We start from the raw sequence: 20869 nt of genomic DNA on the forward strand, positions 1-20869 counted from the left end.
CTCGCGTGGCATTCAGCCGGTCAGTCGCTCGCGCCTTATCTTGATACCCGCCGCCTCCCGGTCCCATGTCCCGGCCACCAGCCCGGTGTCGCGCAACGCAACCTTGGTCACCTTGTTGGTCGCGTTGCGCGGTAGCGCATCGACGACGCGAACATAACGCGGCACCATGTAATGCGGGATGCGCGGCACAAGGAACGCGATCAAGGCGGCCGGATCGAACGGCGCGCGTTCATCCGGTTCAACCACCGCCATCACCTCTTCGCCCCCGCCGCTCTCGTCCGCAACGCCGACGACAGCCACATCGCGGACGAACCCGCTGCTTCTGATCTCCGCCTCAAGTTCCAGCGAGGATATATTTTCGCCGCGACGCCGGATCACGTCCTTGTTACGATCCACGAAGAACAAGTCGCCATCCGCATCCCTGCGGAAAATGTCGCCGGTATGAAACCAGCCGTTCCGCCACGCCCTGGTCGTCGCCTCCGCATCATCGGCATAACCGTCGTTCAAAACCCAGGGCAACGCCGCGCGGATAATCAGTTCGCCGGGAAGCCCTGGCGCGACCTCGCAATCGAATGCATCGACCAGCCGCCCTTCCAGTCCGCTGCGCAGCCGGCCAACGCTACGGTCCTTGGCGGGATTGAGTTCGGACACGGCAATACCGGACGCCTCGCTCATGCCATAGGCCGCGAACAGATCGCAGCCAAGCCGCTTCGAGAAGCGGCGCGCGACCGCGTCGAGCGACGTGACCAGGCAGATACGGAACCGGTGCGCCGGCAACGCGGCAGCGCCATCGCTTGCCTGCAGGATCATGTTCATCCACGCGCTGTTCAAACCCGCAGCGGTGGTGGCCCCGGTTCGGGCGACCACATCCAGAAATTCGGCCGGCTTGAAACTCTCAGCGAGGCTGATCGACGCACCGGCGGACAGCGCGCCGGTCAACGCCCCCAGCGCGGCGATGTGAAACAGCGGCAGCATCAGGAACATGCGGTCGTCCGGCCGCAGAAAACCGTAATGCGTGCGCCCAAGCGTCCACAACTGCGCCGCCGTGACCCGCACGCCTTTCGACGCACCGGTCGTACCCGACGTGAACACGATGACCGCAATATGCCATGGATGAACCACCGCGGGCGCGACGACCCCACCCCCATCGATGTCGGCATCATCAAGGACGCGGATTCCACGCTTCTCCAGCGAACAGGCGCCGCTGGTGAGAATTTGGGTCACGCCACCGGTGTCGATCCCGTCCAGCCGCGCGACCAGGTCCGGGTGCGCGCACAGCAGCGTCGCGCCGCTCTTGCGAAGCGCGTGGCTCAGAAAGTTGCCGCGCAACGCGATGTTGAATAGCGCCGCCGTTGCGCCAAGCATGGAACAGGCGAGCAGCGCCCGCACCATCATGAAGCCATTCGGGTACCACAATGCGACGACACTGCCGGCATCCACGCCCAGCGTGCGCATGCGCGAGGCCAGCGCGCGAACCTCCGCCGCTGCGTTCGCGTTGCGCCAGACGGAGCCGTCCTCCCAGACGACGAAGACCCCTTCGGGATCATCCCGCGCCCGCGCGATCAGTTGCGCCGCGTGGGAACATTCGTCGCCGGCCGGCAGGCGGGCATCAAACCAGGGAGGAACGCTCGCTTCAATCATCGATGCGCAAACCCGCAAATGAGATACCTGAATTGTGTTACCCGTCGTGCAATGCCTTGGCAATGGCCGCTGGGCCGCCAAGGCAGGCAACAGGTCATTCATTTAAATGTTTGACAATCGGCTCGCCGTGCTTGAGCTTGAAACCCAGAACGATGCCGGCAGCGATCGGCATCTCGGTTGGAGAGCATCTGATGAAGGATGATGCGAAAGGCACGCGCAACAGCGTTATCGTCAATCGATACGCGGCGCAGCGCCATGTATCCCCTCTTCCGCAGAGAGCGCGCAATGCCAAGGCGCCGGTGACCGCGGTTGAGGACGACGCCACCTTCGTCTTTCGGCAAGCCTGCCAAATGCTTTTCTGACTCCATCGGGGACCGCCCCTGTTTGCGCAAGATTAGCCGGTGGCGGGATCGTGTCCAGAGAAGCCAGGGTAGAAAGCGGCGGAATTGAGCGGCCGACCAGGAGATTCGCATGGGGATCGCTCGATATGTGACGCTCGGCCGATCGGGCCTTCGTGTAAGCCCCATCTGCCTCGGCGCCATGACCTTCGGTGAAGACAATGGCTGGGGGTCAAGCGTCGACGAATCCGAACGGATCATGGACCGGTTCGTCGAACGCGGCGGCAACTTCATCGATACCGCCAACGTCTACACCCGCAGTCATTCGGAAAAGATCATCGGCGACCATCTGGGCCGTGATCCGTCAAAACGCGATCGCATGGTCATCGCCACCAAGTTCAGTTGCAATCTGTATTCCGGCGACCCGAACGGTGGGGGTTCCGGCCGAAAATCGATCATTGCCGCATGCGAGCAGTCGCTTCGGCGGCTTCGTACCGACTATATCGATCTCTATTGGCTGCATAACTGGGACGTGCACACGCCGATCGAAGAGACGATGTCCGCGCTGGACACTCTCGTGCGCGCTGGGAAAGTCCGGTATATCGGCGTTTCCGACACGCCGGCCTGGAAAGTCGCGCAGGCAAATCTCATCGCGCATTTTCGCGGCTGGGCACCCTTTATCGGCCTGCAGATCGAATACTCGCTGCTCGAACGTTCGGTGGAAGCGGATTTCCTGCCCATGGCCGAGGAATTCGGTCTTGGAATCACCCCGTGGAGCCCGCTCAGAGGCGGCGCGCTCAGCGGCAAATACCGCCGCGACAACGCGGATCAGGTCAAGCCGGATCGCGGGGCGTTGACCGAACGCGCGCTGAACGAACACACTTACGCGGTCATCGACGAGCTGGATGCGATCGCCCAAGCACTGGACACGAGCATTGCCACGGTTGCACTCGCATGGGTGCAATCCCGGCCCGGCGTGACATCGACGATCATCGGCGCCCGGCGGATCGAACAGCTCGACGAGAACCTCAGGTCGCTGGACCTATCCCTGCCTGAAGCGGCGCTGGAGCGCCTCGACCAGCTGACTCGCCCCACCCTGGGCTTTCCGCACAGGATGCTGCCGCTTCTTCCCGGCATGCACAATGGCGGAACGTCGATCAACGGCGTGTATGCACAATCGACCGTCATGCCGCCCGGCGCCAAACCTTATTAGTCGCCGCACCACGTCGCATTGGGGATAAACCGCATACGGCCTCCCTTCGGATTTGCCGCCGGCACGCCGGCCACGCACACCGCAAGCGGCGCGAGCGGACTGGCGGCCGCATCCAACCGCGCTACAACGATATGAAAATCCCGGAGAAAATTCCGGGCCAGCCGCATTGTCCGAACCGGCCGATGGACGACACCGGCCCGGGCAGAACCATGCCCAAGCCGACCTTGCATTCAAAGGTTTGAACCTTGGCGATTAACCCTTCCCACGCATGCTTCCGCCAGTTAATCAGTTAGATCAATAGTGGCACATCGAGCGGAGATAAGGGATGAAACGTGCTGTCGCCGCCCATGAGCTTCAGAACCGCTTATTTCCGCGCCGCCCGCTCGGGTGCGCCCGCTGATGGACGACACCCGCAATTACCGTATCGCCCTCGCCGCGCTGCTGCTGGCGGAAATGACCTTCGCGTTCGAGATCGCCACGATCTATGCGGCGCAAAGAGCACTCATCGAAGAATTGCGCGATCCGGTGCTGTTCGGCTGGCTCGTCACCTGCCCCATGATCATCGGCGCCGCCCTTTCAGCGGTGATCGGGCGGCTGGGCGACCTTTACGGCCGGCGCAACCTGCTCATCGCCGTGATGCTGATCGGAAGTGTCGGCTCGGTCGCGGCCTTTGTCTCGGAAAATTACGCGATGTTGCTGGCGGGCCGCACGTTACAAGGTTTCACGCACGGGGTGCTGCCGCTCGCGGTCGGCCTGGTCCGCGAACAATTTCCCAAAAATCGCGTCTCGATGAGCATCGGCCTCATCGCTTCCAGCGCGACCGCCGGCTCGGCTGCCGGGCTGGTCTTGGGCGGCCTGCTTGTCGACACCTTCTCCTGGCGCGCAATTTTCGCGGCCAGCGCGATCTTCGGCGTCGTCGCGTCCGCAGCGGTTCTGGCGACATTCCCGAAACCGTCGCCAGTCAAGCGTATGGAAACCAGGATCGACTGGTTCTCCGGCCTGCTATTCGCACCGGGCATCATTCTGGTGCTGTTGGCGATCAGCAACATTCCCCGCTGGGGCATTGCCGATTGGAAGACTATCGCCAGCGCCGTCAGTGGTGTCGTTCTGGTAACCTGGTGGACCCTCAGCAGCCTGCGATCACCCAATCCGCTGATCAGCGTACGGCTGTTGGGCATCCGGGAATTTCTGTTCGCCAACCTGTCGTTCGCCATGATCACGATGGGTGCGCTGCAATTGATCCTGGTCTTTTCCCTCCTGCTGCAGGCACCGACCTGGACCGGTATCGGGCTTGGCGTCTCGGCCACCGTGGCCGGATTGGTGAAGCTGCCTTCGAATGTTACCTCGCTCACATCCGGGCCGTTCGGCGCGTGGCTGATCGACAGGTTCGGCGCGAGAGCCGCGATGATGACCGGCGCCGCCATTTCAATGGTCGGCTGGATACTCGCGATTTTCTTCCACGATGGGGTGCTTCAGGTCGGCGCGGTGCTCATCCTTATTTCGTTCGGTTCGACGATGATGTTCGCGGTGTTGCCGATGATCGTAGCCAAGGTCGTGCCGCTTGATCGAACCAGCGAGGCCATCGGCGTGTCGGCCGTGATCCGCGGCATGGCCATGGGAATCGGCGTGCAGATCATCTCCGTCCTGCTTGCGAGTTCTACTGCAACCGGGCCGGGGGGCACCTCATTCCCCACTCAGGAAGCCTTCTTGATGACGTTCGTCGTCATCGCCGGCATGTGCGCGATCGCCATACTTGCCGCCCTGCCGCTTTCGAAACGGGCGGCACCGACACCGGCCGCTGCCTGACCGGATCGCGAAAGCACATCCGAACCGCCACCGTCACGCATTGCCTGGCGATGGCCGTACACGATTCACCAGCTTGATAGGGCACGCTAAACAGGTATATCTTTTCAAAAGAACCGGAGTGGAAATACGTGTCCCGCATCAAGGAATTGAAAGACGCCATTCTGACGATCGATCCGGCCGCCGAGGCGATCGAGTTCGACGGCGCGTGGTGGACGTGGGGCGATTTGGCGCGTGTCGGGGCCGAGATCGACGCGGCACTGGTCGAGCGCGGCCTTGGCGAAGGAACGCGCATAGCCGGCATCATGCGCAACCGCCCCGAAATAGCCGGCGGTTTCGCCTATGTGATCGGGGCCGACCGCTGCCTGGTCACACTCAATCCGTCACTGCCCGACGAACAGCTTGCGGGTGATATCGTACAGCTTGCGCCGCCGGTTATCTTCGGTACCGCCGCAGATCTGGCGCGGGGCAGCGTGGCGAAGGCGATCGCCGACATAGGATGCCTCGTCCTGACCCTGCCGTCGGAGCGCGGCCATCGGGTGGAAGTCAGCGGTGGCGCCGGGCTGGGCAACGGCGCACTGCACATGGTTTCCGCGCCGGGAACGGCGATCGAGATGCTCACCAGCGGAACGACCGGCAAGCCGAAGCGGGTTCCGCTTTCCCAGCGTGCACTGGAAAGTTCGCTGCTGAGCGCGGCCGCATTCGAAAAGGGCGGCGAGCGCGGGCGGACATTGCGGCGCGCGGTAGCCATCGTCAACGCGCCCTTCGCGCACATCGCCGGCGTCTTCGGGTTCATGAACGCGCTGCTGGCGGGCCGTCGCGTCGCGCTGTTGCCCAAGTTTACCGTGGAGAGCTGGGCCGACGCCGTGTTCCGGCACAAACCCAAAGTCGCAGGCGCGCCGCCCGCGGCGTTGCGGATGATCCTCGATGCGAACATCCCGCGCGAGAAACTCGCCAGCCTTTCAGCCTACCGCACGGGAACCGCCCCGCTTGACCCCGATCTCGCGGATCAGTTCTTCGAACGTTACGGTATCCCGGTGCTGCAAAATTACAGCGCGACTGAATTCGCCGGTTCCGGGGCGGGATGGTCGCTCGCCGATTTCAACGAATACGGCAAAGCCAAGCGCGGCAGCGTCGGGCGCATAAACCCTCCGACCGAGGGCCGGATCGTCGATCAGGACTCGGGGGCCCCCTTGCCGGCCGGCGCGGTCGGGCTACTGGAACTGCGCGCGGCTCATCTGGGCGACGGCTCCTGGGTGCGCACCACCGACCTTGCGGCGATCGACGACGACGGGTTTCTCTGGATCAAGGGACGCGCCGACAATGCGATCATCCGCGGGGGGTTCAAGGTGTTCCCCGATGACATCATTCGCGCGATCGAGACCCATCCCGCCATCCTCGAAGCCGCGGTTGTCGCGTGGCCGGATGAGCGCCTGGGCCAGATACCGGTCGCAGCCTATCTGACGGTCGGCGGCGCCGCCGCGCCCAGCGACGGAGAGTTGCGCGCCCATCTGCGCGGCCAATTGCTATCCTATCAAATCCCGGCCCACCTGGTTCATCTGACTGAGCTGCCGCGAACACCCTCTCTCAAGGTCAGCCAGCCGGCGCTGCGGAAAATTCTTGAGAGCGAACTCCATCGCGTGGCGGCATGATGGATGAAAGCGGCGCGCGCGGCCCGAAAATGCCGCGTCAGATCACGTGAGCGGGCCACCGGATACGAAGCGGGATACCGCCCAAGCGGCGGACGATGACGCGCCCGTGTCGTACGAAAGGCGGGGCGGCGTCGCGCTTGTGACTTACAGGCGCCCGGAGCGGCGAAACGCGTGGAGCATCGCGGCGGTGCGCGCCACGATCGCGGCGATCGAGCGCGCCAACACGGATGACCGGATTGGCGCCATTGTTCTCACCGGGCTGGGCGCTGTGTTCTGCGCGGGCACCGACCTAAAGGAGCCACCGGTCCGCGACCCGCAAACCGGCCGCCGGATCACACCGGCGGACTTCACGATGGGTAGCGGCGACAGAAACTGGATCGGCCTGCTGACCCGGTCGAAACCGCTCGTCGTCGCGATCAATGGCCCCGCCGTGGGCATCGGCGCAACGCAGACACTGGCGGCGGATATTCGGCTGGCGGCCGATACCGCGTCGTTTTCCTTCCCATTCCTCAGTTTGGGGGCGATGCCGGAATGCGGCAGCACGGCCCTGCTGCCCCGGCTGATCGGCCTGTCGCGCGCGACGGACATTCTGCTGCGCGGCGCCACTGTTTCAGCGGAAGAAGCGCGGCAAATCGGGCTGGTCAGCGCAACCTTTCCCGCCGATCGCCTGCTGCCCGAGGCGCTGGCGCTGGCGGAACGAATAGCCGCGCTGCCCGCGCTCCAGCTGCGCATAACCAAGCGCATGCTCCACGAAAATGCGGGCAACCATGATGCTGACCGGATCATGCGCGTCGAGAGCGACGGCTTTATCGAACTGCTGAAAGCCGCGAAGCGTGACCGTGCGCTGGACCCGGCCCGGCCCCGTCGAGACTAGCCGCCCGCCCCGGCTTCAGATCATTTTGCCTACGACCGGGATGCTGGCTCCCGTGATCGCGCGCGCCTCGTCGGACAGAAGGAACGCGATCACCGCCGCAAGCTCCGCTGGCCGGACCCAGTTGGGTGCATCCTCTTCCCCCATGGCCCGGCGATTGTCCGGCGTATCGATGATCGAGGGCAGCACCGCGTTGACGCGGATATCGCGTGGCTTGAGCTCATCCGCCAGCGCTTCGGTCAGCCGTGCCACCGCTGATTTCGCTGCGGCATACGCCCCCATGCCGGCGGCGGCTTTGGCCGCTGCGGCGGCGCCGACATTCACGATCGCGGCACCCGGCGCCAGCCGATCGATGGCGGCGTAGGTCGCGTTAAGCGCCGTCGCGACGTTGCGCTGGTACATCCGCTCCCAGGTGGCATCCGCCCCGCCGGCCACTTCCTCCCAAACGAAGCCGCCGGCGACATTGACCAGTCCGCCGATCGGTTGCGTCGCGGCGATGCGGTGCATCGCGTCGATCGCGGCACGCCGCCGGCTCAGATCCACACCACCGACAAAGTCCGCTTCGCCTTCCCGCGCGGCGGCCAGGTCGATTCCGAATGTGCTGTGGCCATCGGCTCTCAGGCGCGCCAGCACCGCGCTTCCCAACGCGCCCCTGGCACCCGTAACAACAATCAATTTCGTCACATGTCCGTCCTTGTATGCAGGGCCATGATACGGGCCGCCCGCGCCGCGACAGGTGCATCGATCATGCGACCATTCACCGTCGTCACCCCATGCCCGGCACGCACCGCTTCGGACCATGCCGCCATCACGCTGCGCGCGTCGGCAATCTCGGCGGCACTGAAACCGAAGGCTTCATTCACGAGATCGACCTGCGCGGGGTGAATGCACAGCGCGCCATGTGCCCCGTAGCTGCGCGCCCGTGCCGCCGCCGCCACCGTTGCCGCATGATCGCGAAAAGCAGCGATCGAATACGGAATCGCATAGGCAGAGATCCCGGCGGCGGCGGCGGCCATCGCCATTCTCCGGCATGGCCAGTCCAGCAGTTCAGGCGTCGGCGCCACACCCACATCGAACGAAAAATCCTCGGTCCCCAATGCGATGCCTATGACCTGCGGCACAGACGCGATTGCCGGCGCATTTTCCACGCCTTTCGCGCTCTCGATCAACGGCACGAGACCCGGCGCCGCCAGCCCCCGTTCCCGCGTGAACTCTTCGATGATTTCTGCAACGACCTTCAATGCGTGGGGACAGGCGGCCTTGGGTATCATCAGTGCGGACACGCCGGGCACAGCGGCCGCATCAATGTCCTGCAGCAAGTCCCGCCACCCGGGCCGGACGCGAACCAGCACCGCCTTCCCGCCGGCGCGAAGGGTTTCGATCGCCGTTCCAATCGCATCGCGGGCAAACAGCTTGCGCTGAGGCGGCACGCCGTCTTCGAGATCGATGATCACCGCATCGGCGGACGACGCCGCCGCCTTGGTCATCCGGCGGCTATCGTCGCCCGGCACAAACAGCAGCGAGCGCCAGACCGCAGCAGGCAGGGGGCCGATGGGCGCCATATCGTCATCTGATCGCGACTGGTTCATTTCGCCGAATGCCTTCGCACGCCCCGGCAGGATGTCGGCCGCCCCGTCCGCCGGACCGGCGCGATCGCCGAAATCAGGCGCCCAATACGAATGGGCGCCGTCCACATGTGACGGCGCCCATCGCATTCGACATGTTTCGCGATCAGAATTTGATCGTCCAGTCCAAGCCATAAGTGGCGGCGCGCTGGTAATCCGCGGAAATCAGGAATGTCAGCGAAGGCGACTGGCTCACCGACCTGTTGTTGAAGATGTTGCGGCCCCAGACTGCCAGCGTCGACTCTACGCCGCCCACCTCAAGCCCCTGCAATGCAAGGCGCCCGTTCCACAGCCAATAGCCCGGAATCCGCTGCGCCGCGATATAGCGTTCGGACTCGGCGGCCGAAAAGCCACGTGGCGTCCCCGGAACGCTTTGCGTCCCGTTCGACGCGGAACGGTAGCTGCCGTCGACACGCGCCGACAGACTGAGGTCACCCTGGATCGGTACTTCATATGCTGCCGATACGTTGCCAGTCCATTTCGGTCGCTCATGAACAAGAAACGTATACGTGCCGGCTGTGACGGCCGGATTCAGCGATTTGTATTTGAAGTCCGTATAGCCAACGGAACCGCGCAGCGTGAGGCCGTAGGTCGGCACGACCGTTGCTTCCGCTTCAAATCCGCGCGCGCGCGCATCGCCAGCGTTCAACAGCACCTGGCTGAGATCGGGGCGGCCGATATTGCTGCCGATCGTCGTGAATTGCAGGTCATCGTAATCGACCGTGAAGACGGCCGTGTTGAGGCGGAGCCGTCGATCGAACAAGTCTGCCTTCACACCGGCTTCGAGTGATCGCGCCTTCTCCGGATTATAGGTCAGGCTCGCAAATTGCCCGCCCGATATGAAGCCGGTGACATATTTTGCATACAGCAGAACATTATGATCAATCTTGTAATTTACACCAAGATTGTAGGTAAATTCACCATGCTTATAATATACCGGGAACACCCCACCCGTACCTGACTGGCGATTAAGCGATGAATAGACTGTACGATCGACGCCTTTCTTGAGATCGTGCGTGTAGCGTCCGCCCGCAATAATATCGAACTGATCGGTAATGTGTACCTCAGCCTGCGCATAAGCCGCCTTGGAATAGGACCGGACCATTGAATCGGTCGCACCGATATTGCGCGGCTGCAGGGGGTTTGGCGGCGTGAAGTTGGGAGCCAGCAAAAAACTGCTGGATTTCAACTTTGCTAGCCCAACCCCTTCGACACCCAGAAAATCCGTGATCTGCTTCAACTGGAAATAATACAGGCCGCCGGTCAGGTCGATGAAATCCGAATTATAGTGGGTCTGGAATTCGTTGGAGAATTGCCTGAACTTGCCGATCGAGGTCGACGTCTGCAGGGAAAGCGGCGCATTCCGCGAACCCGGCTGATAATAGACACAACCCGCGGCCGAGATGCCAGCGGGCCGGCAGGCAAGGCCGAACAGAACGTCGGCCGTGCCCGGCGCGCCTACACCGCCGGTGCTCGGCGTGTTCAACAGGCCGCCCGCGCCGTCGATCTGCTCGTACGGCGCAAAGAGATCGGTGATCCGATATGTTGCGATATTCTTGAATGTCAGGTTGCTGGATACGTCATATGTCGCGGTCAGCGTGTTCGCGAACGATTCCAGGCGCCTTGGCAACGCACCCCAGTTATTCACCGCATCGGGGCGTTTATTCGTGACCGGCGTCAGAATGGACTGGTCGGGCTGCGCGTTGAAAATGGTCTGATACGTCGGGCTGAGGTAGACGATGCCCTGGCCATTGGAGGTGGCGTGCGTATTCGACCACTCGAACCGGTAAACGATGTTCAATTTGTCGAAATCCAGCTTCCCGGTAAACGTCGCTGCATCCGTATTGAAACCACCCAGATAGTCGGGAGAAGTCCGAATCCCGGCGCCAACGGAGGTAAAGTCCCAGGTTGTACCGCCGCCAATGTTACGAATATCGCCCCGCCGCTCGCTGTGCATGTAGTTCACCGCGAACGAGAACGGCCCGTAGGCCGGCGAATCAAGGCGCGTCACCGAACGGAATTGATCGTAATTGCCGACGGTCGTGGTGTGCTTGATTCCGAAGGTTCCGGTCGGTTGCGGCGTGGTGACGCTGATCGCCCCCCCGGTGGCGTTCCTGCCGAACAGCGTGCCCTGAGGGCCACGCAGCACCTCGATCCGCTCAATGTCGCCGATATCGAAGATCGAACCCTGACCGTTCCCGATATAGACGCCGTCGACATACAGCGCCACGCTCCGGTCTGCGCCGAGCGCAGCGCCGAAACTCACCGAACCGCGCATCGAATAGCTTGGCAGAGATGACCCGCCCACAATCGCCCGCACCGTCAGGTTCGGCGCCGATCCGTCGAGATCCCTGACATCGACGATACGATTGGTTTCCAGCGTGCCCGCATCCAGCGCCGTCACGGCAATTGGCACGTCCTGCAGATTTTCTGCGCGCCTCTGCGCCGTGACGACGATATCCGGCACGGCTGCCTCAGCCTGGGCGCCGGCACTGCCACCGGTCTGCGCGGACGCTGAAGCGGCATAGGCAAGGCAAACCGCCAACGCCGCGATTCCGCACCCTTTGCTGACGTATTTTTTCATTCAAACCCCTCCCTGATCGCGCTTCGCTCAACGCTTTGCCCAATCATATACCTCTTTGCATTCGGGCGACGTAGGGGAAATGTGCGGATTTTGAGCCGGGCGAGCCAAAAGAATTAAAATTCCGGCGCGACCCCCACTTGTGACCCAGCGCATTGCGGCGCCTCGCAAGCCCGCGTCCAGCCAAAGATGAGGCTGCGTCGCACGGGCGCCCCCGCCACCGGCAAATCCGGCGGCCGGATGGAGCGGTTCGTCGCGTCGGCACAAGCTACGCATATCCTCGCCCGATAACCGCCCCGCATGGACGCGACACGATGCCCCGTCGGCAAGACCTCAACTACGGAAGCGCCCGCCGCTCTCGGCTTTGTCGCGCAGCAGTTCGGCGACCGCGAAGCCATGCCTCTCCAGCCCGGCGACGATCGCCTTCAACCCGACCGTGTCGGCCCAGAACATCGGGCCGCCGCGGTACACCGGCCAGCCATGGCCGTGGACCCACACGACATCGATATCGGACGCGCGCTGCGCCACGCCTTCCTGCAAAATCCTCGCGCCCTCGTTGACCACCGGATAGAGCGTGCGCTCGACAATTTCCGCGTCGGTCACCTCATGTCGCGCGGGGCCTTCCTTGGCGCGCCACGCTTCCGTCCATTCGGCGACGCGCGACGACACCGACGGGTCGCGCCTTCCGCCATGACCGCGCAAGCTCGCCTCCCTCATCCGCCCCGCTCGCCCTTCAACGGCGAGGTCGCTCATCTGGAACGGCCCCATCGGCATGCCGAAATCCACATGCACTTTGTCGATCTGCTGCGGCGTCGCGCCGTCCATCAGCAGCTTTCGGGCCTCGCTCTGGCGCGAAATCAGCATGCGGTTGCCGATGAATCCGAAGCACGCACCCGTAACCACCGCGACCTTGCCGATCCTCTTGGCCAGCGCCATGGTCGTCGCCAGCGCGTCGGGCGCGGTCTTGGCGCCGCGCACGATCTCAAGCAGCTTCATGACGTTGGCCGGCGAGAAAAAGTGCATGCCCAGCACATCCTGCGGCCGAGAGGTTGCGGCGGCGATCGTGTCGATATTGAGATAGCTGGTGCTGGACGCCAGGATCGCGCCGGGCCTGGCAATCTTGTCCAGCCTGCCGAAAATCCTCTCCTTGACAGCCATATTCTCATTGGCCGCCTCGATGACGAGGTCGCACTGGGCCAGCGCATTGAAGTGGAGCGTGGGATTGAGCAGTCCCATCGCTGCTTCAGCCGGGCCGGCGGTGCTGCGGCGACTGGCCGCGCTCGCCTCGCAATTCTTGCGGATCGCCTCCGCGCCACGGTCGAGCATTTCTCTGGCCAGTTCGACAATCGTCACCGGGATGCCGGCTGACAGAAAGTGCGCGCTGATCGCGCAGCCCATCGTGCCCGCGCCGATCACGCCGACGCGGTTGATCGTGCGCCGCTGCGCATCGTCGGGCGCGCCGTCTATCTTCGCCGCCTTGCGTTCGGCGAAAAAGATGTGGCGCATCGCGGCCGACTGGGGGCCTTTGGCAAGTTTCAAAAAGCCGGCGTGCTCACGCCTGGCGCCATCGGCGTAGGGCAGCGTCGCAGTCTCTTCCAGCACGGCAATGATTTCGGCCGGAGCTTCGAAGCCACGGAAACGTTCGGCATTCTCCGTGCGGAACGCGCCGAACACGCCATCCTCAACCGTCACCCGCTTTTCCGAAGCACGCGGCAACGGCCGGTCATCGGCCACGTCTTTGGCATAGGCGATGGCGTCCGCGACCAAGCGGCCCTCACCCGCCATACGATCCAACAGGCCCGCCGCCAGCGCGGCTTCGGCTGAAATCGGATCGCCCCTGGTCGCCATCTCCAACGCCAGTTCCATCCCAACGATGCGCGGCAAGCGCTGGGTCCCGCCCGCACCGGGGAGAATGCCCAGCTTCACCTCCGGCAGGCCAAGCTGCGCCGACGGCACCGCGATCCGGTAATGGCACGCCATCGCCAGTTCGCAACCACCACCAAGCGCGGTCCCGTGGATCGCGGCAACCACCGGTTTCCTGCTTGCCTCGATCTTGTTGGCCAGCGTCGGCACGCGCGGTTCGGCGGGTTTGCCAGGCTCGGTGAGATCCGCGCCGGCAAAGAAGGTGCGCCCGTCGCACCGGATAACCGCCGCCTTGAGCCCGGGGTCATTGGCAAGGTCCGCGATCGCCGCATCCAGCTGCTGACGCACCGCGACACCAAGCGCATTCACCGGCGGATTGTTCACGATGATGACGAGGATGTCGCCTTGCCGCTCGGTCGAAATAACGGGCACCTGCATCCTCCGGCCTCAGCTTGGACAGCGCGGCAATTGTCATTCGCGGATTTGAGAAACGCGGCTACGCCGACCCCGTTGATACCTATGCCCATCCCGCACAGATGCCTTGCCGGAGCGGGCATTCCCGCCATTCCCGCACGGATTGCACCACTCTCCCCGCATCGGGTTCGCGCCCGCATCCTTTCAGTATGTCCTGTCGTGAAGGGCCAGCTTATAAATCAAAATTTCGCGTTCCCGCCGATGTTCCAGGGGACATGGCCGGTCCGAAGGCAACCGTCGCGGGGCTGGACAGGCATGGCCGCGCGCTTTGGCGGCTCTGCTCCCCGTCTGACGCGGTCTATTTCAGACGCTCGATCTTGCCGGCGGCTTCGTCGATCAGCGCGGCGGTGGCGAGCAGCATGTCCTGATCGACATCGTCCGCGGCCAACCTGTCCTGCAACACAGCCTTCAGATTGCCCATCGCGCGGCGGACCGGGCCGCCGTCGGTGCGTTCGGTGACCGTCGCCAGTGCCGACAGCCGGGCGAACAAAGCCTCCACCGCCGGCCCGTCGGCGGCGAACTGCGCGCGGCCGGCCTCGGTGGCAGTAAAGCGCTTGCGCGCGCCGTCGGCGCTGTCCTCGACGATCAATCCCATGTCGGCGAGCAGGGTCAGCGTCGGGTAGACGACGCCGGGGCTGGGCGCATAGGCGCCGCCGGTCCGCGTCTCGATCTCGCGGATCAGGTCGTAGCCGTGGCGCGGCTGGTCCACGATCAGTGCCAGCAGCACCAGCCGCAATTCGCCGCCGTCGAACAGCCGCCGCCGGCTGCCATGGCCGCGCATCGGCCCATGACCATGGCCGCCGCGCCCGTGCCGGCGCGGCCCGCCGCCCCGCCCGCCAAATCCATTTCCAATTCGCATGATAGGCTATCTCCGTACAATTTAGTACGTCTAAGATATATCTTGAATCGATCGAATCAAGCCCATCGCCCGACTGCCGGGTCCCGATGCGGCACGGGCGGCGCGAAACCGGATCGGCCGCGTTCCAGCTTTTCCTTGCCCGGTGGGGACCACCCTGTAGAATAGCCACGGGGGACAAGGGGTTATGGCGGATATTTTCATATCCTATGCGCGCCCGGCCGAAGGCCAGGCGCAACAGATCGCGCAGACTTTGCGCACGGCGGGTTACAGTGTCTGGCGCGACGACGAACTGCCCGCCCACCGATCCTATGGCGAGGTGATCGAGGAACGGATCAGGACCGCCAAGGCGGTGCTGGTGCTGTGGTCCAACGATGCGGTCCGATCGCAGTGGGTGCGGGCGGAAGCGGATGCGGCGCGCGAACTGGGCACGCTGGTACAGGTCAGCCTGGACGGTGTGCTGCCGCCGATGCCGTTCAACCAGATCCAGTGCGCTGACCTGATGGGCTGGCGCGGCGACACCGGCGCGCCGGGCTGGCAGAAGGTGGTGAGCAGCATCCTGTCGCTGTCCGGCGTCGGCCTGGCTGACGGCGAACCGGCACCCGGCGGGCGCGGCGACGCCGCCGCGCAACCGGTGATGATCTGCGTCCTCCCCTTCCACAACATGAGCGGCGACGGCGAGCAGGAGTATTTCAGCGACGGGATCAGCGAGGACATCATCATCGATCTGTCGAAGGTGTCGGCGCTGAGCGTCGTCGCGCGCAACGCCGCCTTCGCGTTGAAGGGTGCGCCGGTCGACCTGCCGAGCGTGGCGCGCGACCTGGGCGCGACGCATGTGCTGGAAGGCAGCGTGCGCAAGGCGGGAAGCCGGGTCCGCATCACCGCGGAACTGATCGATTGCGCGACCGGCGGCCAGCTCTGGGCCGAACGCTACGACCGGGACCTGACCGACATCTTCGCGATCCAGGACGAAATCTCCAAGGCGATCGTCGCCGCGCTGCGGCTGAAGCTGCTGCCGAAGGAAAAGAAGGCGATCGAGCATCGCGGCACCGCCAACCCGGATGCCTACACCCTCTACCTGCTCGCCCGGCGCCACTGGATCAGCGGCAATGTCGGCAGCCTCAGGCGCGACCAGTTGATCGTCCGCATCTGCCGGCAGGCGATCGCGCTCGACCCCAACTATGCCCGCGCCTGGGCGCTGCTCGCGCTGGCGCAGGCGGAAATTCGCTTCTGGCACCGGCTGGAAGAGGACGGCATGACCGCCGCCGAACGGGCGCTGGAGCTGGATGCCGGCATTGCCGAGGCGCACTGCGTCCGCGCGCGCTTCTACCAGAGCGCCGGCGACAATGCCGCCGCCAACCGGGAACTGGCGACAGCGCTGAAACTCGACCCGGAAAGCTGGGAGGTGAACAAGGAGACCGCGCACCTGACCTTCCGGCAGGGCCTCGTCCGCGAATCGATCCCGTATTTCGAGAAGGCGTGCGCGTTGATGGACACCGACTATCACGACGCCTGTATGCTCACCACCTGCTACGAGGCGGTCGGCGACAAGGACGGGCTGATCCGTTCCGCCCAGATCACCATCGCCCGGGTGGAGCGCGAGATCGCGCAGGACCCGACCAACGGCGGCGCCATGGGGATGGGGGCCGGCGCGCTCGCCACGTTGGGCGACGAGACCCGCGCGCGCGAGTGGATCGCCCGCGCCCTGCTGCTGGAACCGGACAATGTGCTGATGCGCTACAACCTCGCCTGCGCACTGACCATGCAGCTTCGTGACAATCAGGCGGCGATCGAGGTGCTCGAGGGGTATTTCGAGCAGACCAGCGCCCACCATATCCGCCATATGCTGGTCGATCCCGATATCGACCCGCTGCGCGAGGAGCCGCGCTTCATCGCCCTGCTGGAAAAGGCATTCGCCCGCCTCGGCACCACCCGCGAGCAACTGATGGGCGGAATCGCCGCCGACAACGCCGCCGCCTGACGCCCCGGCCCCGTCCCGCCGCGCGACCACCGGTGCAATTTGCCGGCGGGACGCTATCTTGGCCCGGCATGGCCGACCTATTTGCTTCCGAATCCGAACCCGCCGCCGCCCCGCTTGCCGACCGCCTGCGCCCGCGCGCACTGGCGGAGGTCGTCGGCCAGGACCATCTGACCGGGCCGGAAGGCGCGATTGGCCGGATGGTCGCCGCCGGGCGGCTGTCGTCGATGATCCTGTGGGGACCGCCCGGCACCGGCAAGACGACAATCGCGCGGCTGCTTGCCGACGCGGTCGGCCTGCGCTTCGAAGCGATTTCGGCGGTATTCTCCGGCGTCGCCGATCTGAAAAAGGTCTTCGCCCAGGCCCGCGACCACGCCCGCACCGGCCACCGCACCCTGCTGTTCGTCGACGAGATCCACCGCTTCAATCGCGCCCAGCAGGACGGTTTCCTGCCCTATGTCGAAGACGGCACCGTCACCCTGGTCGGCGCGACGACCGAGAATCCGTCTTTCGAACTGAACGCGGCATTGTTGTCGCGGGCGCAGGTACTGATCCTCCACCGGCTGGACGCGGCGGCGCTGACCACCCTGCTCGACCGGGCGGAGGAAGTGGAGGGGCGGCCGCTGCCGCTGACCCCGGCGGCGCGCGAGGCGCTGGTCGCCAGCGCCGACGGCGACGGCCGCTTCCTGCTCAACCAGGCGGAGACGCTGTTCTCCGTCGCGCTGGCGGAGCCGCTCGATCCGGCCGCGCTGTCGGCGCTGCTCCACCGTCGCCTCGCCGCCTACGACAAGGACCGGGAGGGGCATTACAACCTGATCTCGGCCCTGCACAAATCGCTGCGCGGGTCCGACCCGCAGGCCGCGCTCTACTATCTCGCGCGGATGCTCGTCGCCGGGGAAGAGCCGCTCTACGTGCTGCGTCGCCTCGTCCGCTTCGCGTCGGAGGATGTCGGCCTCGCCGACCCGCAGGCGCTGGTCCAGTGCCTTGCCGCCAAGGACGCCTACGACTTCCTCGGCTCGCCGGAGGGCGAACTGGCGATCGTCCAGGCCTGCCTCTATCTGGCGACCGCGCCCAAATCCAACGCCGCCTACCGGGCGCAGAAGGCGGCGTGGCGCAGCGCGAAGGACAGCGGATCTCTGATGCCCCCGGCCCATATCCTGAACGCACCGACCCGACTGATGAAAGACATCGGCTACGGCAAGGATTACGCCTATGATCATGATCAGGCGAACGGATTCTCCGGCGCGGATTATTGGCCGGAAGGGATGCAGGCGCAGACCTTCTACCGCCCGGTCGAACGCGGTTTCGAGAAACGGATCGCCGAACGGATCGCCTATTGGGAGGATTTGCGTGCGCGCAAACGCGATTGACCGCCGCCTTGCCAAGGCGCTCGCCGCCGCCGCCCTGCTGCTGCCGACGGCGGGCGCCGCCCAGCAACTGCCCGCGCCGGGAGAGACGCCGTACACCCGCGCTCTCGCCGCCGGGTACAAGGCCGCCTTCCTGTGCAGCGGCCTGTTCGTCGCCGGCCGCACCCAGGCGCAGGTCGAAGCGGAAGAACTGATCGGCATCTACCCAGAACTGGAACCGCTCATCCCGTCGCTCCCGGCAAAGGTCGACAGCGCCGCCAGGACGGTCTCGGTCGCGTTCGACGACGCGCTGCCGCCGCGCATCGCCGTCTGGCGCCCGCTGCTCGGCTGCGCGACGCTGCCGATCGGCGCCGATGCGGCGGCCGCGCGCCGGGTCCCGCGGCTGACCACGCTGGGCGGTGGCCCGCAGGACAACCTGCCCTGGCCGATGGGCGACATCGGCGCCACCGCGCCGGCGCGCGGCGACCAGGCGGCGCTCGACAAGGCGGTGGCCGCCGCCTTCGACCGGCAGAGCTACGGCGCCGATACCGACACCACCGCCGTCATTGTCCTGCAGGACGGGCGGATCGTCGCGGAGCATTATCGCGACGGCTTCGGCAAGAATATCGCCCAGCGCACATGGTCGGTCGCGAAGAGCATGGCCGGCACGCTGATCGGCCACGCAGCGCAGGAAGGGTTGCTCGACCCCACCGCCCCCGCGCCAATCCCGGAATGGCAGGCGCCGGGCGATCCCCGCGCCGCGATCACCACCGACATGCTGCTGCGCATGGCGTCCGGCCTGCACAGCGACAGTGCCGGCAACCGCACCGATGCCCTGTATTTCGGCGGCACGACGGTGACTGAACAGGCCCCCGGCTGGCCGCTGGAAGCCACGCCGATGCGGCGTTTCCGCTATGCCAACAACGATATCGTACTGGCGGTGCGCGGGCTGCGCGCCACCCTCGGCGACGCGCGGATGCTGTCCTATCCCTATATGCTGTTCCGCCGGCTCGGCATGACCCGTACCGTCGCGGAAACGGACTGGCAGGGCAATTTCATCCTGTCGAGCCAGGTGTGGACGACGGCGCGCGACCTCGCCCGCTTCGGCCTGCTCTACGCCCAGGACGGCATGTGGCAGGGCGAACGGGTCCTGCCGGCAGGCTGGACTGCCTATGTCCGCAATCCCGCCGGCCCACAGCCGGCGGAAGGGGCGGGCTATGGCGCGACATTCTGGCTGTTCGGCGAAGCGCAGGGTTTGCCCGCCGGCAGCTACGCCGCGCAGGGCAATCGCGGCCAGTATGTGATGATCGTGCCTGACAGGAATACCGTCGTTGTCCGCCTCGGCCTTGAAAACACCAAGGCGCGCTTCGCCATTGATCGCTTCACCGCCGACATACTGGCAACGCTGACGGCGCCGGACACCGGGGAATGACGCTCGACTGGGATCGGGTCGTCGCCCATGCGCTCGCCCTTCCCGACACGGAGCGCGGCACCAGCTACGGCGCGCCGGCGGTCAAGGTCGCCGGCAACGGCCGGGTCTTCCTGTCGCCGGGCCGGGCGGACGGCGCCTTCTGCCTGCACATCGACCGCGATACGGTGGAGATGCTGAAGGAGACCGATCCCGACACCTATTGGCAGACCGAACACTATGCGGGCTGGCCCGCGGTGCTGATTCGCTACGCCACCGCCGACCCGGAACGGGTGCTGGCGATGATCGGCCAGGCCCGTGACTGGAACGCGGCGCGACCGAAGGTCCGGTCACGCGGAAAGATATGATCCCGCGCTTCACCCGTTTCGCCGCGATCGACTGGTCCGGCGCGAAGGGTGCGCGCCACCCCGGCATTGCGCTGGCAATATGCGAACCGGGCGACACGGCACCGGTTCTCGTCCCGCCGCACGGCGGCGCCTGGTCGCGCACCGCGATCCGCGACTGGGTGCTGGCGCAGCGCGATGCGGTGCTGGTCGGCTTCGACTTCAGCTTCGCGCCGCCGCTGATCGAACGCGGCGGCTATCTGCCCGGCGACGCGGTGCCGGATCGGGCGAAGCCGTTCTGGGCCTATGTCGACCGCCAGTGCGACGATGTCGATCTCGGCGCCGCCAGCCTGCTTGAAACCCTCCACCGCCACCACTTCTATTTCGGCGCCGCCGACGGCCGCAAGGCGGACTATATGTACCTGCGGCGCTGCGAAGCGCATTACAACGCCGGCGGCGGCGGCAAGCCGTCAACCGTTTACGACGCGATCGGCGCGGCGCAGGTGGCCAAGGCCAGCTTCGCCGGCATGCGCCTGCTCCATCACCTCACGCCGCACCGACCGGTCTGGCCGTTCGATCCGCTGCCCGATACCGGCCCGCTGGTTGTCGAGATCTACACCGCTATCGCCGCGCGTGCCGCCGGGTTGCGCAAGGGGCGAAGCAAGCTGCGTGATGCCGGGGCGCTCGATATGGCGCTTGCCGCGCTCGGCAGCCGCCCTCACGCCCCCCTTGCCCGCTATGACGATCACCGTACCGACGCGTTGCTCGCGGCCGCCTGGCTGCGCCGCAACGCTGAGCGACCATCGCTGTGGCAACCGCCGCCACTCACCGCCGCGATCGCCGCAACGGAGGGCTGGACCTTCGGCGTCGTCTGAC

Annotated in this window: 16 protein-coding genes; 10 read left to right on the forward strand and 6 right to left on the reverse strand. The window is 65.3% G+C overall.

Translation table 11 applies throughout. From position 1 onward, the window contains the following. Positions 1 to 12 precede the first annotated feature (12 nt). On the reverse strand, positions 13 to 1743 hold the full coding sequence (locus ACMT1E_RS11095; RefSeq protein ID WP_414900276.1) for an AMP-binding protein: 1731 nt from the start codon (positions 1741 to 1743) through the stop codon (positions 13 to 15). Between the two features lie 50 nt (positions 1744 to 1793). Between ACMT1E_RS11095 and ACMT1E_RS11100 the strand changes: the two genes are divergently transcribed. The 5 genes from ACMT1E_RS11100 to ACMT1E_RS11120 all read left to right on the forward strand — a co-directional run bounded on the left by ACMT1E_RS11100 (position 1794) and on the right by ACMT1E_RS11120 (position 7521). Further along, complete coding sequence (locus tag ACMT1E_RS11100; RefSeq protein ID WP_414900277.1) at positions 1794 to 2003, forward strand: hypothetical protein; 210 nt, start codon at positions 1794 to 1796, stop codon at positions 2001 to 2003. Positions 2004 to 2112: 109 nt separating this feature from the next. Next, positions 2113 to 3192 carry an aldo/keto reductase gene (locus tag ACMT1E_RS11105; protein WP_414900278.1) on the forward strand — a complete coding sequence of 360 codons (1080 nt, stop codon included), beginning with the start codon at positions 2113 to 2115 and terminating at the stop codon, positions 3190 to 3192. 399 nt (positions 3193 to 3591) lie between these two features. Then, complete coding sequence (locus ACMT1E_RS11110) at positions 3592 to 4998, forward strand: MFS transporter (protein WP_414900279.1); 1407 nt, start codon at positions 3592 to 3594, stop codon at positions 4996 to 4998. A gap of 128 nt (positions 4999 to 5126) precedes the next feature. Then, on the forward strand, positions 5127 to 6647 hold the full coding sequence (locus tag ACMT1E_RS11115) for a class I adenylate-forming enzyme family protein (protein WP_414900280.1): 1521 nt from the start codon (positions 5127 to 5129) through the stop codon (positions 6645 to 6647). 46 nt (positions 6648 to 6693) lie between these two features. Further along, the gene (locus ACMT1E_RS11120; RefSeq protein ID WP_414900281.1) at positions 6694 to 7521 is read left to right on the forward strand and encodes an enoyl-CoA hydratase/isomerase family protein; all 828 of its coding nucleotides are present in this window, start codon (positions 6694 to 6696) and stop codon (positions 7519 to 7521) included. A gap of 15 nt (positions 7522 to 7536) precedes the next feature. On the opposite strand, the gene ACMT1E_RS11125 is transcribed toward ACMT1E_RS11120, so the two are convergent. The 5 genes from ACMT1E_RS11125 to ACMT1E_RS11145 all read right to left on the reverse strand — a co-directional run bounded on the left by ACMT1E_RS11125 (position 7537) and on the right by ACMT1E_RS11145 (position 14920). After that, the gene (locus ACMT1E_RS11125; protein WP_414900282.1) at positions 7537 to 8202 is read right to left on the reverse strand and encodes an SDR family oxidoreductase; all 666 of its coding nucleotides are present in this window, start codon (positions 8200 to 8202) and stop codon (positions 7537 to 7539) included. Next, positions 8199 to 9212: an HpcH/HpaI aldolase/citrate lyase family protein gene (locus tag ACMT1E_RS11130; protein ID WP_414900283.1), complete on the reverse strand. Its 1014-nt coding sequence runs from the start codon at positions 9210 to 9212 to the stop codon at positions 8199 to 8201. Before ACMT1E_RS11130 ends, ACMT1E_RS11125 begins: the two co-directional genes overlap by 4 nt. 37 nt (positions 9213 to 9249) lie before the next feature. Then, positions 9250 to 11727 (reverse strand): TonB-dependent receptor, encoded by a 2478-nt coding sequence (locus tag ACMT1E_RS11135; RefSeq protein ID WP_414900284.1) that lies wholly within the window; start codon positions 11725 to 11727, stop codon positions 9250 to 9252. Positions 11728 to 12057: 330 nt separating this feature from the next. Next, entirely contained in the window at positions 12058 to 14025 is a 1968-nt protein-coding gene (locus tag ACMT1E_RS11140) for a 3-hydroxyacyl-CoA dehydrogenase NAD-binding domain-containing protein (RefSeq protein ID WP_414900285.1), read from the reverse strand. Between the two features lie 334 nt (positions 14026 to 14359). After that, positions 14360 to 14920, reverse strand: coding sequence for a PadR family transcriptional regulator (locus ACMT1E_RS11145; RefSeq protein ID WP_414900286.1), 561 nt, complete (start codon positions 14918 to 14920; stop codon positions 14360 to 14362). A gap of 184 nt (positions 14921 to 15104) precedes the next feature. Between ACMT1E_RS11145 and ACMT1E_RS11150 the strand changes: the two genes are divergently transcribed. The 5 genes from ACMT1E_RS11150 to ACMT1E_RS11170 all read left to right on the forward strand — a co-directional run bounded on the left by ACMT1E_RS11150 (position 15105) and on the right by ACMT1E_RS11170 (position 20868). Beyond that, a complete protein-coding gene (locus ACMT1E_RS11150) occupies positions 15105 to 16898 on the forward strand; it encodes a TIR domain-containing protein (RefSeq protein ID WP_414900287.1) in 1794 nt (597 codons plus the stop codon). 68 nt (positions 16899 to 16966) lie between these two features. Next, complete coding sequence (locus ACMT1E_RS11155; RefSeq protein ID WP_414900288.1) at positions 16967 to 18265, forward strand: replication-associated recombination protein A; 1299 nt, start codon at positions 16967 to 16969, stop codon at positions 18263 to 18265. Continuing rightward, on the forward strand, positions 18246 to 19673 hold the full coding sequence (locus ACMT1E_RS11160) for a serine hydrolase domain-containing protein (protein ID WP_414900289.1): 1428 nt from the start codon (positions 18246 to 18248) through the stop codon (positions 19671 to 19673). Before ACMT1E_RS11155 ends, ACMT1E_RS11160 begins: the two co-directional genes overlap by 20 nt. Beyond that, positions 19670 to 20017, forward strand: a complete 348-nt coding sequence (locus ACMT1E_RS11165) for a hypothetical protein (protein WP_414900290.1) — start codon at positions 19670 to 19672, stop codon at positions 20015 to 20017. The genes ACMT1E_RS11160 and ACMT1E_RS11165 overlap by 4 nt, the downstream gene beginning before the upstream one ends. Beyond that, positions 20014 to 20868 (forward strand): hypothetical protein, encoded by an 855-nt coding sequence (locus tag ACMT1E_RS11170; protein WP_414900291.1) that lies wholly within the window; start codon positions 20014 to 20016, stop codon positions 20866 to 20868. The genes ACMT1E_RS11165 and ACMT1E_RS11170 overlap by 4 nt, the downstream gene beginning before the upstream one ends. Position 20869: the final 1 nt, after the last annotated feature.

Source organism: Sphingomonas flavalba (assembly GCF_047553045.1).
GTDB lineage: Bacteria > Pseudomonadota > Alphaproteobacteria > Sphingomonadales > Sphingomonadaceae > Sphingomonas_L > Sphingomonas_L flavalba_A.

Excerpts from the sequence above, each read along its gene's own strand:
- ACMT1E_RS11100 (WP_414900277.1), top strand. The coding sequence starts at position 1,794 with ATGCCGGCAGCGATCGGCATCTCGGTTGGAGAGCATCTGATGAAGGAT.
- ACMT1E_RS11095 (WP_414900276.1), bottom strand. The coding sequence starts at position 1,743 with ATGAATGACCTGTTGCCTGCCTTGGCGGCCCAGCGGCCATTGCCAAGG.
- ACMT1E_RS11170 (WP_414900291.1), top strand. The coding sequence starts at position 20,014 with ATGATCCCGCGCTTCACCCGTTTCGCCGCGATCGACTGGTCCGGCGCG.
- ACMT1E_RS11155 (WP_414900288.1), top strand. The coding sequence starts at position 16,967 with ATGGCCGACCTATTTGCTTCCGAATCCGAACCCGCCGCCGCCCCGCTT.
- ACMT1E_RS11145 (WP_414900286.1), bottom strand. The coding sequence starts at position 14,920 with ATGCGAATTGGAAATGGATTTGGCGGGCGGGGCGGCGGGCCGCGCCGG.
- ACMT1E_RS11165 (WP_414900290.1), top strand. The coding sequence starts at position 19,670 with ATGACGCTCGACTGGGATCGGGTCGTCGCCCATGCGCTCGCCCTTCCC.
- ACMT1E_RS11135 (WP_414900284.1), bottom strand. The coding sequence starts at position 11,727 with ATGAAAAAATACGTCAGCAAAGGGTGCGGAATCGCGGCGTTGGCGGTT.
- ACMT1E_RS11140 (WP_414900285.1), bottom strand. The coding sequence starts at position 14,025 with ATGCAGGTGCCCGTTATTTCGACCGAGCGGCAAGGCGACATCCTCGTC.
- ACMT1E_RS11150 (WP_414900287.1), top strand. The coding sequence starts at position 15,105 with ATGGCGGATATTTTCATATCCTATGCGCGCCCGGCCGAAGGCCAGGCG.
- ACMT1E_RS11105 (WP_414900278.1), top strand. The coding sequence starts at position 2,113 with ATGGGGATCGCTCGATATGTGACGCTCGGCCGATCGGGCCTTCGTGTA.
- ACMT1E_RS11110 (WP_414900279.1), top strand. The coding sequence starts at position 3,592 with ATGGACGACACCCGCAATTACCGTATCGCCCTCGCCGCGCTGCTGCTG.